A 13,855-nucleotide genomic window follows, 5' to 3' on the forward strand; every position below is an offset into this window, starting at 1 on the left:
CAATGAATGAACCGGAGGTCATCCGAAGCACTCTAGGCACCACCACACCAGAAAACCCGCGCACCATTGCCGTCATTGGTCTCTCGGAAGACTCCGCCAAACCCAGCCATTACGTCTCCGCCTATATGCAGCAGCACGACTACAAGATCTACCCCATCAATCCCGCTATCCCTGAGGTCCTCGGCGAAAAATCCTATGCCTCTCTCTCAGACCTCCCCATCAAGCCGGATATCGGCAATGTCTTCCGCCTGCCGAAGTTCATTCCCGCCATCGTCGACGAGATGATTAAGCTCGGCCTCCCCAACCTCTGGGTTCAGCAGGGAATCGTCAACCGCGAAGCCGCCGCCCGTGCAGAAGCCGCCGGCATCCACGTAGTCATGGATCACTGCATCATGGTCGAACACCGTCACTTGACCCCCAGGTGACAGACGCCCCTGTCCCAAGGTCCTACAATTGAGATTGAATGAATAACGTAAGCAAGTTCTCCGCCTTCCTGCTCCTCGCCTGCGCCTCCCTGTTTCTCGCACCCGCGCGCGCCCAGCTCCAGGTCGTCGGCGACGGCGGCCCCGGCCCCATCAAAGCCCAGCATCTCACCGCCGAACTCGTCTCCCTCTCTCCCGACATCGCCCCCGGCGGCACCCTCCAGGTCGGCCTGGTCCTCACCCTCGAAGAGCATTGGCACGTGTACTGGATCAACGCCGGCGACTCCGGCGAGCCGCCCAAAATCACCTGGACCCTCCCCGAAGGCATTACTGCCGGCCCCATGCTCTTTCCCATCCCCAGCCGCCTTCCCCTCGGTCCGCTGATGGACTTCGGCTACGAAGACGAAGTCGCCTTCCCCGTGCAGCTCACCGCCGCCAGCTCTCTCAAGCCCGGCCCCACCCACATCGACGCCAAGGTTACCTACCTGGTCTGCCGCGAAGTCTGCATCCCCGGCAAAGCCCACCTCGGCCTCAACCTCAACGTGGTCCCCGAAGCCGCTGCCGCACAGCCCGTCGGGGCCCTCGGCGAAGCCCTCGGCCTCATCCCCAAGCCCCTCCCACCCGACGCGAAACTAACCGTCACAGGCGGCAAAACTGACTTCGTCCTCAACTTCACCACCGGCGGCCGCGAGACCAACGCCGAGTTCTACCCCGCCGATCAAGACCAGATCGCGAACGCTGCCCCCCAGCAGATCGAGCCAACCTCCGACGGCGTTCGCCTACGCGTCCGTCGCTCCGAAGACCTGAAAACCCTCCCCGCCCAGCTCCACGGCGTGCTCAAACTCTCTGACAACGAAGCCTACGACGTCACCGCTCCCGTCACCCCCGGCGAAGTCGCCCCCTCCCCCGGCAGCAAAGTTGCAGGTAGTCCCGCAACCAGCAGCGTCACAACGATCAGCGCCATAGGCCTAGCGTTCGTCGGCGGCATCATTCTCAACCTGATGCCCTGTGTCTTTCCCGTTCTCTTCCTCAAAGGCCTCGCTCTCGTTCAGTCCTCCGGGCAGGAGCGTAAACACCTCCGCAGTCACGGCCTCGTCTACACGCTCGGCATTTTGGTCTCCTTCTGGATCATCGTCGCCGCCCTCCTCATTCTCCGCGCCACCGGCAGTCAGGCCGGATGGGGCTTCCAGCTTCAATCCCCAACCTTCATCGCCGTTCTTGCCGCGGGCCTCTTCTTCTTCGCCCTCTCGCTCGCCGGTCAGTTCGACCTCGGCCTCTCCCTCACCAGCGTGGGCGGCGGCCTCGCGCAGAAGCAGGGCTACGCCGGCAGCTTCTTCACCGGCGTCCTCGCCACCATCGTAGCCACGCCCTGCACCGCGCCGCTCATGGGAGCCGCCATCGGCTTTGCTCTCGCGCAACCAGCAGGAATCACCTTCGCCGTCTTCACCGCCCTCGCCCTCGGCCTCGCCACACCTTATCTCCTCCTCAGCTTCCAACCCGCCTGGACCCGCATCCTCCCCCGTCCCGGCGCATGGATGGAGATCCTCAAGCAGCTGACCGCCGTCCCTCTCTTCGGCACAGCAATCTGGCTGGCCTGGGTCTACGGCAACCTCCACGGCGGCAACAGTCAGGGCGTCGACCACCTCACCCGTCTCCTCTGGTGCTTCCTCGCACTCGCCATCGCAGGCTGGGCTCTCGGCAAATGGCCGGCCAATTGGAAGAGCGCCATCGCCGCCCTCCTCATCGCCGCCGTTGGCCTAGCCATCCCCCTCTACCAGCCCAAAGACACCAGCCTTGTCTGGGCCCCGTACTCGCAGCAATCCCTCGACCAGGCCCGCGCCGCCGGCCATCCTGTCTTCATCGATTTCACCGCCGCCTGGTGCCTTAGCTGCCAGGTCAACGAGCGCGCCGTCCTCAAATCCGCCGACGTCCAGCACCAGTTCAGCAAAAATAACGTCACCCTCCTCAAGGCCGACTGGACCCAGTACGACCCCGAAATCACCAAGCAGCTAGCCTCGGTCAACCGCAGCGGCGTCCCCACCTACGTCATCTATCCAGCGATCAAAAACTCCTCTGCCGACGTCCTACCTGAGCTACTCACCAAAGACATCGTTCTCACTGCCCTCGAAAAGGACGTGAAGCAATGACGACCGAATCCACACAATCCGACGAGCAAAAGATCCGCGACCTCATCAACGCCTGGGGCGAAGCCTGCGAAGCCGGAGACCTCACCGCCCTGATGCAACTCATGGCCGAGGACGTCGTCTTCCTCACCTCCGGCAGCGCGCCCATGCGCCGCAAGCAGTTCGCCGAAGTCTTCTCCGCGATGGGTGTAATCATGGACCTCACCTGCCGCTCCAACGTGCAGGAGATCACCATCAACGGCGACCTCGCCCTCTGCTGGAATCTCCTCGAAGTCTCTTTCACCCGCGTAGAAGGCGAAACTCGCAAACACGCCGGCAACGTCCTCACCGCCCTCCGCCGTGGCGCCGACGGCCAATGGCGCATCTGGCGCGACGCTAACCTACTCACCCTCGTCTGACGGTATCTTGATTGAAGATTTTTCTTCGATCATCACAATGACTCGGATCGAAGACGAAATCACGCAAATGTTTGGTATGCCGGTTTCGACAGGAGAGTGAAGGTGAGTGGCAAGGCACGGCTCAAGTCCAATGCCGAATGGCAGCAGTGGGGAAAAGACGACCCCCTGTGGGCAGTCTCCTCATGGTCGAACAAGCGAAAAGGCGAGCAGCTGCCCTGGACCGACGAGGAGTTCTACGCGCTTGGCGAATCTGACTTCAAGGATCTCTTTCACCACTGGCAGCACTACGGCGTCAATCTCGAGAGCTGTTTAGAGATAGGCTGCGGCGCTGGCCGTCTGACCCGGCAGCTTGCAGACGCATTCCATCATGTCTACGCCGTCGATGTCTCCGAGGATATGATCGCTTACGCTCGAAAGTCCGTCGGCGCGAATGTGGAGTTTTCAGCAATCGATGGAATGCACCTGCCGCAACTCGATTGTTCCGTCGAAGCCGTCTTCTCCGCCTTCGTCCTTCAACATCTGGACGACGTCGAAATTGGATTCTCCTACTTCCGCGAGTTCCACCGCGTCTTAGCGACTGGAGGAACCCTGATGATTCAGCTCCCGCTCTATCATTTCCCCTACCGCTCAAAAACGATGCGGGCTCTCACGCAAACCATGCACAGTCTCACTCGTCGCCTCGGCAATATCCGCGCCGATAGAAAGCGACGCGCCGGCATCAAGATAATGCGAATGACCTCATACCCCGTTCAACCCCTGTATGACTTCTTGACATCCATAGGCTTCAAGGACATCCAATTCAGGTCATTTCCAGTGAGAAGTAACGGCGATCTCCACTCCTTCGTCTTTGCAACAAAGTAGACAGCTGCCACATCGCCGTCAGATCTTGAACCACACCCGCGCGGCCTCTTTTAGCTGCTCTTCGCTCAACGAAGCCTTGGTCTGTCCCACCGACCACTTATGCCCAAACGGATCGGTGAACTGACCATAACGGTCGCCCCAGAACTGATCGGCCAGCGGCATCGTTACACTGACACCACCTGCCACCGCCCGCTCCCAGAAGGTGTCCACATCGGCCATCTGCAGATGAATCGTCACCGGGGAGCCGCCCAGCGCCTCTGGCGTCGACGCCTTGCCTCCCCTCATCTCGGGGAAATCATCCGAAAGCATGATGCTTCCATCGTTGATCACAAGATGGGCATGCGTAATCTTGGTTGACTCCGGCACGTGATGCCGCACGATCTCCATGGCGCCGAGCGCAGTTTTGTAAAACTCGATCGCAGCTGCGGCGTCAGGAACAACCAGATAAGGAATAAGCGGAGGGTACGATTCCAAGCGAGCACCTCAAGAAAGCGAATCCGGGAACCGGCTTAAACTATCACGTTACGACTCCCGCTTTCGTCCCTTGGTCTGTGAAATCTTGATCTGTGAAATCTCTTCCATCCGCTGCGCCAGCAGCTTCTCCCGCCCCTCATTGGTCGGGTGATAGTAGCGACGCCCCGCCAGCCCCGCCGGCAGGCATTCCATATCCGCCACGCGCCCCTCCACATCATGCGCGTACTGATAGTCCTTGCCGTAGTCGAGCGACTTCATCAACTTCGTCGGCGCATTCCGCAGATGCAGCGGCACAGGCTCCGCAGCCGTCGCTTCAATATCCGCCTTCACCGCACCATAAGCCGTATAAACCGCATTCGACTTAGGCGCGAGCGCCAGATAAACCACCGCCTGCGCCAACGCCAACTCTCCCTCCGGATGCCCCAGAAAGTGCATCGCATCCCGCGCGCTCAAACAAAGATTCAACGCCTCAGGAGCGGCCAACCCAATATCCTCTACCGCCATCCGCACAATCCGCCGCGCGCAATACATCGGATCTTCGCCCGCCTCAAGCATCCGTCCCAGCCAATACATCGCCGCATCTGGGTCCGAGTTCCTCACGCTCTTATGCAGCGCAGAAATAATGTCGTAGTGCTGCTCGCCCTTTTTGTCATACAGCAACACTCTGCGCTGCAAAGCCTCCGCAGCCAGCGCCTTCGTAATCAGCTTCTCCCCACGCCCCTCCGCAAGCTTCGCCGCCACATCCAGCGCATTCAAAGCATTCCGTGCGTCCCCACTCGAATAAGAAGCAATCGTGGCCAATGCCTCCTCATCCGCCTCCACGCCACTCGCTCCCAGGCCACGCTCAACATCCGTTAGCGCCCGCCGCAGCAGCCCCACCACCTGCTCCTCCGTCAACGCCACCAGCGTATAAACCCTGCATCGCGACAGCAGCGCAGCATTAATCTCAAAAGAAGGATTCTCCGTCGTAGCCCCGATCAGCCGAATCGTCCCCCGCTCCACATACGGCAGAAACGCATCCTGCTGCGCCTTATTGAACCGATGAATCTCATCGACAAACAGAATCGTCCGCGACCCAAAGCTCGCTGCTTTCTCCGCCTCCACCATCACATTCTTAATCTCTTTAATCCCACTCAACACCGCAGAGAACTCAATAAAACTAGCCTCAGTCATCTGCGCAATAATCTTCGCCAGCGTAGTCTTCCCAGTCCCCGGAGGACCCCAAAAAATCATCGACGTAGGATCATCACCCTCAATCGCCAACCGCAGCGGCTTCCCCGGCCCCAGCAGATGATCCTGCCCCACATACTCACCAAGCGTCCGCGGCCGCATCCTCTCCGCCAGCGGCGTCTGCCGTCCACGCGCAGCCGGAGCACTCATCGGACTAGCATCAAACAAACTCATTCAATCCCTCGGACCCAACAAAATCGTCGTCTATCAATCTCTGTAAAATCGTCGTCTTTCAACCCCGGCAAGATGATCGTCATCTCGACCGGAGGCGGCGTACTTGCCGCCGCAGTGGGGAGACCCCCGTATTTCGTCTTTGATGCACCATCACAGCAATATCAAATACCCCTCTGCCGACTCGCCTCATACAACAACAACGACCCCGCCACCGCCGCGTTCAAGCTCTCCACTGGCCCAGGGCAGGGAATCGTCACCCGAGCATCACACATCTTCATCCACTCCACCGCCAACCCACTGCCTTCATTCCCAATCATCACCGCGCAGGCTGCAGTAAAATCCATCTCCTGCGCGGCAATCACACCAGAATCCTCCGCACCCACAGCAGCAATCAACCGAACCCCCCGCCCCTTCAACTCTGCAACTTCCGTAGCCGTCACCCCAACCACCGGCACGCGAAACACGCTCCCCACACTAGCCCGCAGCGCCTTCTGATTCCACGCACTCACCGTCCCCGGCGTTGTCAGCACTCCACTAGCCCCAAACGCCTCCGCCGAACGCACCAGCGTCCCCAGATTCCCCGGATCCTGCACTCCCGCCGCAATCAAAATCAAAGCCGCCCCCGCGCCATCAAACAAGTCCGCCAAAGTCCTCACCGGAGGCACCATCAAAGCCGCAACCCCCTGCGGCGACTGCGTCTCCACCACACTCCCAAACACCTCATCCGTCAGTCGCAGCACCTCCACCCCACGCGGCACAATTCCCGGAACCGCGCGCCGCTCACTCACAAACACGCTCTTCAGCACCATCCCACTCCGCAGAGCCTCTTCCAGCAGATGATCCCCTTCAATCGCAACCATCCCACCACTCAACCGCGCGTGGCCCTGAAACGCCGCTCGCAGCTGCTTCACCCGCGCATTTGCCCTGCTCGAAACCACCAACTCCGGAGTCTGCATCTCCCAAATCTTACGCCGTCGCGCACCTCTCACCCTCTCCGCTGTTCTTGAGTCCACAGAGGCGGTATGCTAAGGTGCGAGACTGCGGCATCGCCAGCAGCACCCGGCCCAACCGGACCGGTTATCCGGCACAGGAGCAAGATTTGACGGCCGAAACACTCCGTATCCATCCCGACGAGCCCGAACCAGCGCTCATCGACTACGTCGTCGCCAGCCTCAACAATGGCAACGTCGTTGCCCTCCCTACCGACACCTTCTACGGTCTCGCCGTCGACCCCGTCAACCTCCAGGCCGTCGATCGCATCTACGACCTCAAAGCCCGCGCCCGCCACAAACCCCTCTCGCTCCTCATCGCCGAGGTCGCCCAGGCCTACGAGCTCGCCCGCCAGCTCGACTCCGCCTTCGATCGCCTCGCCGAAAAGTTCTGGCCCGGCCCACTCACCATCGTCGTCAAAGCCGGCTCCAAACTCCCCCTCCGCGTCACCGCCAACACCGGCAACCTCGCCCTCCGCGTCCCCGAGGCCGCCATCCCCCGCGCCGTAGTCACCCGCCTCGGCCTGCCCATCACCGCCACCTCCGCCAACCTCGCCGGTCACCCCGAATGCGCCTACGCCACCGGCGTCCGCGAGCAACTAGGCGACAAGATTCCCCTCATCGTCGACGGCGGGCCCACCGCCCGCACCACCGCCACCACCATCGTCGATCTCTCCGGCGGTGGCAACTCCTGGATGATTCTCCGCGAAGGCGCCATTCCCACCCACGAGATCGCCCTCGCCCTCCAGCACTAGCAATCTCCCTTCAGCCGAACCTTCTACAACTTTTGCGTCGAGCGTCACAGGCCCGACCCTGTAGACTAGCTCGATGCAAAAGTTGAACTCTCTGGCATAGCCTTGGGCCCTCGCACGCTCTCTGGGGAAAACATGATCGCGCCTCAATCCAATCTGCGCAGCGGAAGCACCACACGCGGTCTTCTCCTCCGCCGCCTCTTCGCGCTCTTTCTGATCATCGCCACCGCCTGGTGCATCTGGGTCTACGTGCAGATCGACAACGTCGCCAGCCAGGACAACGCCCAACCAGCCGACGCCATCGCCGTCTTCGGCGCAGCCGAGTACTCCGGCCATCCCTCGCCTGTCCTCCACGCCCGCCTCGATCACGCCGTCGAGCTCTACCGCAAACAGATCGCCCCCCTCGTCATCACCCTCGGCGGCGGAACCGACAAAGACTCCGGCAACACCGAAGGCGGCGTAGGCCGCGACTATCTCCTCGCCAACGGCATTCCCTTCGCCAACATCATCGCCGAGACCCGCTCCATCGACACCGAACAACAGGTCCATCGTCTCGCCGCCATCGCCCGCGAAAACAATCTCCACCACATCGTCGTCGTCTCCGACGGCACCCATCTCTTCCGCATCCGCAAGCTCTGCGAGGACGCCGGCCTCGATGTTTACACCTCACCCCGCCCCTCGCTCGGCCACATCAGCAACTACGATCTCTTCATGCGCTACGTGCACGAGATCATCAGCTACACCGCCCTCCGTCTCAACGTCAACGTAGGCTTCCTCCACAGCTGGCTCGAAGGCAAACCCGAAGTCTAGGACGGCAAACTCGCGTCTAGTCTGCTATTGCCTTTCTTGTTGTCATCCCCGAAGGGGATCTGCTGTTGCCTCTCTCCCAACCCACAAACTCCGTCATCTCGACCGAAGCAATCGACAGTTTCACCGTCGATTGCGCAGTGGAGAGACCCCGTATTCGTCTTCACTTTGTCGAAGCGTATGAACCCATGAAAATCACAGCCACAACCGAGCCAACCCCGCCGCAAACAGCGTTGAGCAAAAGTTAACCAGATCATTCCCCAGCCATCCTCGCTCCTCAACCGTCGCCCCCAGCACACTGTCGAACGCCAACCCCGCACAAGCACAGACAAACACCACCACACCATCTCTCCAGCGCACAAGACCCGGCAATCCCACCATCACCACCAAACCCGCACCCACCACACCCGCCAGAGTCCCGGCGACACTTACGCCCCCGTCTCTCCCCGCGGGCACCCGTCGAAACTTCGTGATCAACCACGTCGTTCCACCCAAGGCCTGCCCAATCTCCGACGACAGAGTATCCGCGGTAGCCTCTGCCAGCGCCGCCAAACATGCGCCGTCCCATCCCAGCGCGGCAAAAAGCGCGGCCACACCAAGATTCGCCACAACCTGCGAAGCCCTCCGCCCGCTCCTCGCTTCCGCCAACCCGCGCGCCTCTTTCTTCCTCCTCCCATACCTGGTCGCACCAAAGGTCAGTACAAACAAAACAATCAAAGCCGACAGCGACGGCCGCGCAAAAAAAACACCCGAACCCCTCAGCGACAGAGTCAGGCACACCAGCAGTCCCACGCCAGCCGCAGGTAGCGTCGCCGAACGCATCGCCCACACCAAAGCCGCAAACGCCACACTGAAGGCAACAGGGAAGCGAGGCAGCCCCCCCTGCGCCGACAACACCAAACCAACACAACTCCCCACCGCCGCCAACACCAGCGCAGGAACCACCACCACAACCAGCCACAGGGACTGCATCCGGTCCCGCGCCCGCGGAATCGCCTTCCCCCAGTGTGTATCTCTCGCGCCCCCTTGTATTTCCTCGTCCATTCCGGCCTCACGTCTCTTCGTGATTTACAATCGAACCTTGAGCATAGCCAACACCAGCACCAACGCGGGAGCAGTTTTGCACTTAGCAGCCATCGAAGCAAAAGCAACCACCCAGTCGCGGCCACACCAGAACCCGGTTCGACCTCGAGCCCTCCGGTCTAAACTCAGCCTCGCAGCGATCCTTGCCGTTCTGGCACCGGGTCTGGGATTGATCACCGGTTGCGGCAACAACTACCGCCCCGTCGTCAGCGCCATCAACCCTGTCGGCCCCGCCGCCCAGCCGCAAAAGTTCGCCGTAGCGATCTCCAGCACCGGCACCCCGGCCAATCCCACCCCCGGCCTGCTGACCTTCGTCGACTTCTCAGGTGACACAATCCTGATCACCGCTAACGTGGGCGTGGATCCCTATTACCTCATCCTCAATGGTGGCAACAGCACTACCACCTCCACCAGCGGCACCACGGTCGCCTCCAACGCCAGCCTCGGCTTCACGCTCAACAGCGACCACACCTTCACCAGCTTCGACATCGACACCACCCTGCTCACCAGTCAGATCCTCCAGACCACGCTGCTTCCCGGCGCCAATCCTGTTGCGATCCTTCCCACGACTCTGAGCACCTATGTCACCGACCCCACGATCCACCCGGGCCAGGGTGTCATCTCCCAGTTCACCGGCACTCCCCTCGCCCTGCGCCAACAGCTGAATCCCGCTCCCCCCATCTCTCCCTGCCCGGCTTCGACGCCCTTCACTCCTGTCTACACCGTCGGTATCCCTGCCGCGCCTCGCGTCTATGCCATCAGTAAGCCCGTCGGTAGCGGCTGCGTCGGTCAGGTCTCCACAATCGAAACCTCAAGCAATACCATCGATCCCACTGCGCTTCCCGTCGGTCTGAACCCCGTCTACGGCGTCATGAGCGGCGACGCCAAACGCGCGTTCATTCTCAACCAGGGTGACGGCACAGTCTCGGTGATTAACGTACAAACCAACGCGCTCGATATCGTTCCCACAACTCCCCCGGGCACCACCAACCCGATCGCACTCTGCGTCGCCCCGGCATGTACGAACCCCGCAACTGTCAACCCGCTCTGGGCAGACTTTGCCCCGGTCCGCAATGAGTTGCTCGTCGCAAATGCAGGCGATGGCGTCAATCCAGGATCGCTCAGCGTGATCAGCATCCCACTCTGTTCGGCAACCGCTCAGGTCGGCAATCCTAACTGCGATCTCACCAATCCCGTCGACGCGATAGGCTTCGGCACTGTCGTTGCGACGGTCCCTGTCGGTGTAAACCCCGTCATGGTAGGTGTCCTGCAAGACACTGGCAACAGCCGCGCCTACGTCATCAACAGTGGCAATCCAAATCTGCCCTGCGCCGCACCGGGCGCTGCAGTCACAGCCGCCACCACCACTTGCTCCGTCTCCGTGATTAACCTCAGCACCAATACGGTCTCAGCTACGATCCCACTTCCCCTCAGCATCAGCACCGACGCAGCGACACCGGCCAAAAACGGTCATCCGAACTACATCGCCGTCACCAGCGGCACTCCCACCGGCAAGGTCTACGTCGTATCGCCGGACTCCAACTTCATGACCATCATCCGCACCGATATCGACGCCATCGACACCACCGTCGCGTTGCAGGGTGCAGGCGTCGCCGTTCGTATCACGCAACCCTAATCAAAAGACTCGAACAAAACATCAAGCTCGCAACAAACCAGTCAAAAAAAGAAGCCATCCGCAAAGGATGGCTTCTTTCGGGTAGTGGCTCAGTTTGAATATTCTTGTTTCGCTAGTCTTCGACGCAAAGACCCCAACTGTAGCCAAAATAAGTATGCGATGGCAAGCATGGGAATAGTAAAGTGCCACTTTTGATTGGGATGCATTATGCATAGCACCAGTCCCCCAACCAACAGGAAGAGCCAGGCCGCAACAGAGATCGCATCAAGAAAAATGAAGAGCTTTTTCATGAAATCGCAAACTGACTCACTACTCTTTTTCGTTTCCGCAAAAAAGGAAAGGTTCGGTCCATTATCCGGCAGCTCCCACCAGAATGATCGGCAGAGTCGGTGTCGTCGCGCCACCTTCGTCCTCTACCGTCACGCCGAAAGCCTTCGCTTCCACGCCCTTTGGCAGCGGCGGCAGAATCACGCTGGCATTCCCACGCGCATCCGGACGGAACGTACCCGCCGGAATCGGATTCTGTCCCGTGGCCGGAATCAGCCATAGCTCATACGTCTTCGACGGTTGCAACGGAGTCAGATTAGTCGCCGTAAAGATCAGCGTTCCCTTGCTGGCAACATACGTGGCTCTCCCCTGCGGAACAGCCGGAGGCGCTCCCTTCACGTTCAGAGTCACTCGCTGCGCCGTACTGTCTGTCATCGCGTCGAGAACCTGCCGCGCCGCCGCCTCATCCGCAGTTAGCTGATCGATCCTGCCTGCCTGTTCGGTGACTGCGCTTCGCAGTGTCTCACGTTGCTTATAAAGATCGCCCGCAACTAAAGACAGACCGGCAGCAACCGCCCAGCCGACCCACGGCAGTACCTTGCCCGCAAATCCGCGCTTCGGCAGCTCCTCCTCGCTCGAGTAGATGCTCCCAGCACCGCGTCCAAATCCTTCGGTCGCAGCTACGCCTTCACTCGCAACTGTTGAAGCCGCAGTCTCGACAGGTCGATCAATAGGAACTGCCTTCTTCTCGCGCGCCACTTGCTTCATCAACCGCTCGCGTGCCTGCGCAGGCGGCAACTGCATATCCACCGTATGGGCATACGCCGCAAGATCGCCTTGAATCTCCGCCAACTCGCGCCGTGCGTCCTCGGACTGCTCCACATAGGCGGCAACCTCTGCCATCTCTTCCGGTGGAAGCAGCTGCATGGCAAACAACGCCAGATCTTCTGATGTGATACGCCGTGGCTCGCTCATGCTGGGAACGCCTTTCTCAGCGAGGTCAGCGCGCTGCGGATTCTTGTCTTAACAGTCCCTAGTGGATCGCCCGTCATCTCCGCAATCTCGGAGTGCGTCAACCCATCGAAAAATGCCATCTCCAGCGTCTTCCGCTGCTCCACCGGCAGCAGCGTAATGACCTCCCGCGCCTTCTCCATCAAACTGTTTCGTTCCGCTTCGTCCGCAAGATTGTAGTTCGAAGCCAGTGCAATATCGTCCACTGACTCGGCCGGCCGCTTTCTACGAAGCGCGTCGATCGACCGATTTCTCGATACCACCGCGAGCCAGCCGCCAAGGCTGCCGCGAGTTGCTACAAACCCATCAGGATTACGCCAGATCTGCATGAATACTTCCTGTAGGACGTCTTCCGCCGCCGCAGGATCTCTCAGGACCCTTAGCGCGACCGAGTACACAATTTTTGAATAGCGGTCGAACAGCGCCGCCATCGCGTACTCGTCCCCCCTCTGCACAAGGGCAAGCAGGGCAGCATCGTCCTGCCCCGAGGGCGGTGGTGAATTCACGAGTCCCGTTTCTCTGTACATAAAACGCACCCACTACTGTTGCAGATTGCTCAAACCGTTAACTATTTAGGTCGACTCATGCAACCCATGTAACCATAAAGAATGATTTTGCTAAACATTCACCAGAGCTACTTTACCCGAAAAGAAGAAACAGCACAGTCGGTATCTTCTTCCACTGGCGAAATTGCAATCTCATTCTCATAAAGCAACGCGCTAACTTCGCACTCAGCAACACCCATGAAAGATCCCAACGCATGAGCAATCCCACACCACCCCAACGCAACAAATCACCAAAGCTCCGCATCGACAAGCTTCTCGTCGATCAAGGGCACGCCGCCTCACGCGAGCGCGCACAAGCTCTCATCCTCGCCGGCCGCGTTCTCGTCGACGAGCAGCGTATTGACAAACCAGGCACCCCCGTCTTCTCCGACGCCGTCATCCGCCTCCTCGGCTCCGATCTCAAATACGTCAGCCGCGGCGGCCTCAAGCTCGAGCGCGCCCTCGCCCACTGGGCCATCGACCTCACCAATCTCGCCTGTGTCGACATCGGCGCCTCCACAGGCGGCTTCACCGACTGCATGCTCCAATCCGGCGCACTATCCGTCTTAGCCGTCGACACCGGCTACGGCCAGATCGCCCAAAAGCTCCGCGACGACCCACGCGTCACCCTCCGCGAGCGCACCAACGCCCGCCTCCTCACTCCAGGCGAACTCCTCACACCTAACGAGCACCCGCCAGCGTTCATCGCAATGGACGTCTCCTTCATCTCCGCGACGCTAGTTCTCCCCGCCGTCCTCGCGGCTCTCGGCACTCCCACTCAACCGTGGCAAGGCACCACCGTCATCCTAGTCAAGCCGCAGTTCGAAGCCGGTCGCGCCAACATCGGCAAAGGCGGCATCGTCCGCGACCCCGACGCCCGCCAAGCCGCAATCGAGCGCGTCCGTGACTGCGTCCTCGAGCAGCACGGCACCAGCATCGACCTCATCGACTCGCCGATCCTCGGCATGGAGGGCAACCACGAATACCTCCTCTACGCCCGCTTCCTCTAGTGTCCCGATCAGCCATATTTGCGCCGACCAACGGGAGGCCACGGGGCGAAGC

General features: G+C 60.5%; 14 protein-coding genes. 8 read left to right on the plus strand and 6 right to left on the minus strand.

Annotation, left to right across the window (positions count from 1 at the left end):
- The first annotated feature begins 2 nt into the window (after positions 1-2).
- The 4 genes from HDF14_RS08570 to HDF14_RS08585 all read left to right on the plus strand — a co-directional run bounded on the left by HDF14_RS08570 (position 3) and on the right by HDF14_RS08585 (position 3,825).
- Positions 3-425, plus strand: a complete 423-nt coding sequence (locus HDF14_RS08570) for a CoA-binding protein (RefSeq protein ID WP_183975457.1) — start codon at positions 3-5, stop codon at positions 423-425.
- Between the two features lie 38 nt (positions 426-463).
- A complete protein-coding gene (locus HDF14_RS08575) occupies positions 464-2,569 on the plus strand; it encodes a protein-disulfide reductase DsbD family protein (protein WP_183975459.1) in 2,106 nt (701 codons plus the stop codon).
- Positions 2,566-2,964 (plus strand): YybH family protein, encoded by a 399-nt coding sequence (locus tag HDF14_RS08580; RefSeq protein ID WP_183975468.1) that lies wholly within the window; start codon positions 2,566-2,568, stop codon positions 2,962-2,964. The genes HDF14_RS08575 and HDF14_RS08580 overlap by 4 nt, the downstream gene beginning before the upstream one ends.
- Positions 2,965-3,066: 102 nt before the next feature.
- A complete protein-coding gene (locus tag HDF14_RS08585; RefSeq protein ID WP_183975470.1) occupies positions 3,067-3,825 on the plus strand; it encodes a class I SAM-dependent methyltransferase in 759 nt (252 codons plus the stop codon).
- Positions 3,826-3,843: 18 nt separating this feature from the next.
- Here the strand turns inward: HDF14_RS08585 and HDF14_RS08590 are convergent, their stop codons facing one another.
- From HDF14_RS08590 to HDF14_RS08600, 3 genes are all read right to left on the minus strand, one after another.
- Positions 3,844-4,299 (minus strand): VOC family protein, encoded by a 456-nt coding sequence (locus HDF14_RS08590; RefSeq protein WP_183975472.1) that lies wholly within the window; start codon positions 4,297-4,299, stop codon positions 3,844-3,846.
- A 48-nt stretch (positions 4,300-4,347) separates the two neighbouring features.
- A complete protein-coding gene (locus tag HDF14_RS08595) occupies positions 4,348-5,703 on the minus strand; it encodes a replication-associated recombination protein A (protein WP_183975474.1) in 1,356 nt (451 codons plus the stop codon).
- A 161-nt stretch (positions 5,704-5,864) separates the two neighbouring features.
- The gene (locus HDF14_RS08600; RefSeq protein WP_313899523.1) at positions 5,865-6,716 is read right to left on the minus strand and encodes a TrmH family RNA methyltransferase; all 852 of its coding nucleotides are present in this window, start codon (positions 6,714-6,716) and stop codon (positions 5,865-5,867) included.
- Between the two features lie 86 nt (positions 6,717-6,802).
- Between HDF14_RS08600 and HDF14_RS08605 the strand changes: the two genes are divergently transcribed.
- Both HDF14_RS08605 and HDF14_RS08610 read left to right on the plus strand, forming a co-directional pair.
- Positions 6,803-7,447 (plus strand): L-threonylcarbamoyladenylate synthase, encoded by a 645-nt coding sequence (locus tag HDF14_RS08605; protein ID WP_183975476.1) that lies wholly within the window; start codon positions 6,803-6,805, stop codon positions 7,445-7,447.
- 132 nt (positions 7,448-7,579) lie between these two features.
- On the plus strand, positions 7,580-8,254 hold the full coding sequence (locus HDF14_RS08610; RefSeq protein WP_183975478.1) for a YdcF family protein: 675 nt from the start codon (positions 7,580-7,582) through the stop codon (positions 8,252-8,254).
- A 192-nt stretch (positions 8,255-8,446) separates the two neighbouring features.
- Here the strand turns inward: HDF14_RS08610 and HDF14_RS08615 are convergent, their stop codons facing one another.
- Complete coding sequence (locus tag HDF14_RS08615) at positions 8,447-9,295, minus strand: DUF92 domain-containing protein (protein ID WP_183975480.1); 849 nt, start codon at positions 9,293-9,295, stop codon at positions 8,447-8,449.
- A 76-nt stretch (positions 9,296-9,371) separates the two neighbouring features.
- Between HDF14_RS08615 and HDF14_RS08620 the strand changes: the two genes are divergently transcribed.
- A complete protein-coding gene (locus HDF14_RS08620; RefSeq protein ID WP_260698120.1) occupies positions 9,372-10,970 on the plus strand; it encodes a YncE family protein in 1,599 nt (532 codons plus the stop codon).
- Positions 10,971-11,321: 351 nt separating this feature from the next.
- On the opposite strand, the gene HDF14_RS08625 is transcribed toward HDF14_RS08620, so the two are convergent.
- Complete coding sequence (locus HDF14_RS08625) at positions 11,322-12,212, minus strand: anti-sigma factor (protein ID WP_183975482.1); 891 nt, start codon at positions 12,210-12,212, stop codon at positions 11,322-11,324.
- Positions 12,209-12,775, minus strand: a complete 567-nt coding sequence (locus tag HDF14_RS08630) for an RNA polymerase sigma factor (protein WP_183975484.1) — start codon at positions 12,773-12,775, stop codon at positions 12,209-12,211. Before HDF14_RS08630 ends, HDF14_RS08625 begins: the two co-directional genes overlap by 4 nt.
- Before the next feature lie 233 nt (positions 12,776-13,008).
- Between HDF14_RS08630 and HDF14_RS08635 the strand changes: the two genes are divergently transcribed.
- Positions 13,009-13,803, plus strand: a complete 795-nt coding sequence (locus HDF14_RS08635) for a TlyA family RNA methyltransferase (RefSeq protein WP_183975486.1) — start codon at positions 13,009-13,011, stop codon at positions 13,801-13,803.
- Positions 13,804-13,855 lie beyond the last annotated feature (52 nt).

This window comes from Tunturiibacter gelidiferens (assembly GCF_014201335.1).
Lineage (GTDB): Bacteria > Acidobacteriota > Terriglobia > Terriglobales > Acidobacteriaceae > Edaphobacter > Edaphobacter lichenicola_E.

Bases quoted from the DNA above. Each gene is read 5' to 3' on its own strand.
- HDF14_RS08635 (WP_183975486.1), top strand. From the start codon at position 13,009: ATGAGCAATCCCACACCACCCCAACGCAACAAATCACCAAAGCTCCGC.
- HDF14_RS08625 (WP_183975482.1), bottom strand. From the start codon at position 12,212: ATGAGCGAGCCACGGCGTATCACATCAGAAGATCTGGCGTTGTTTGCC.
- HDF14_RS08595 (WP_183975474.1), bottom strand. From the start codon at position 5,703: ATGAGTTTGTTTGATGCTAGTCCGATGAGTGCTCCGGCTGCGCGTGGA.
- HDF14_RS08630 (WP_183975484.1), bottom strand. From the start codon at position 12,775: ATGTACAGAGAAACGGGACTCGTGAATTCACCACCGCCCTCGGGGCAG.
- HDF14_RS08615 (WP_183975480.1), bottom strand. From the start codon at position 9,295: ATGGACGAGGAAATACAAGGGGGCGCGAGAGATACACACTGGGGGAAG.
- HDF14_RS08580 (WP_183975468.1), top strand. From the start codon at position 2,566: ATGACGACCGAATCCACACAATCCGACGAGCAAAAGATCCGCGACCTC.
- HDF14_RS08570 (WP_183975457.1), top strand. From the start codon at position 3: ATGAATGAACCGGAGGTCATCCGAAGCACTCTAGGCACCACCACACCA.
- HDF14_RS08610 (WP_183975478.1), top strand. From the start codon at position 7,580: ATGATCGCGCCTCAATCCAATCTGCGCAGCGGAAGCACCACACGCGGT.
- HDF14_RS08575 (WP_183975459.1), top strand. From the start codon at position 464: ATGAATAACGTAAGCAAGTTCTCCGCCTTCCTGCTCCTCGCCTGCGCC.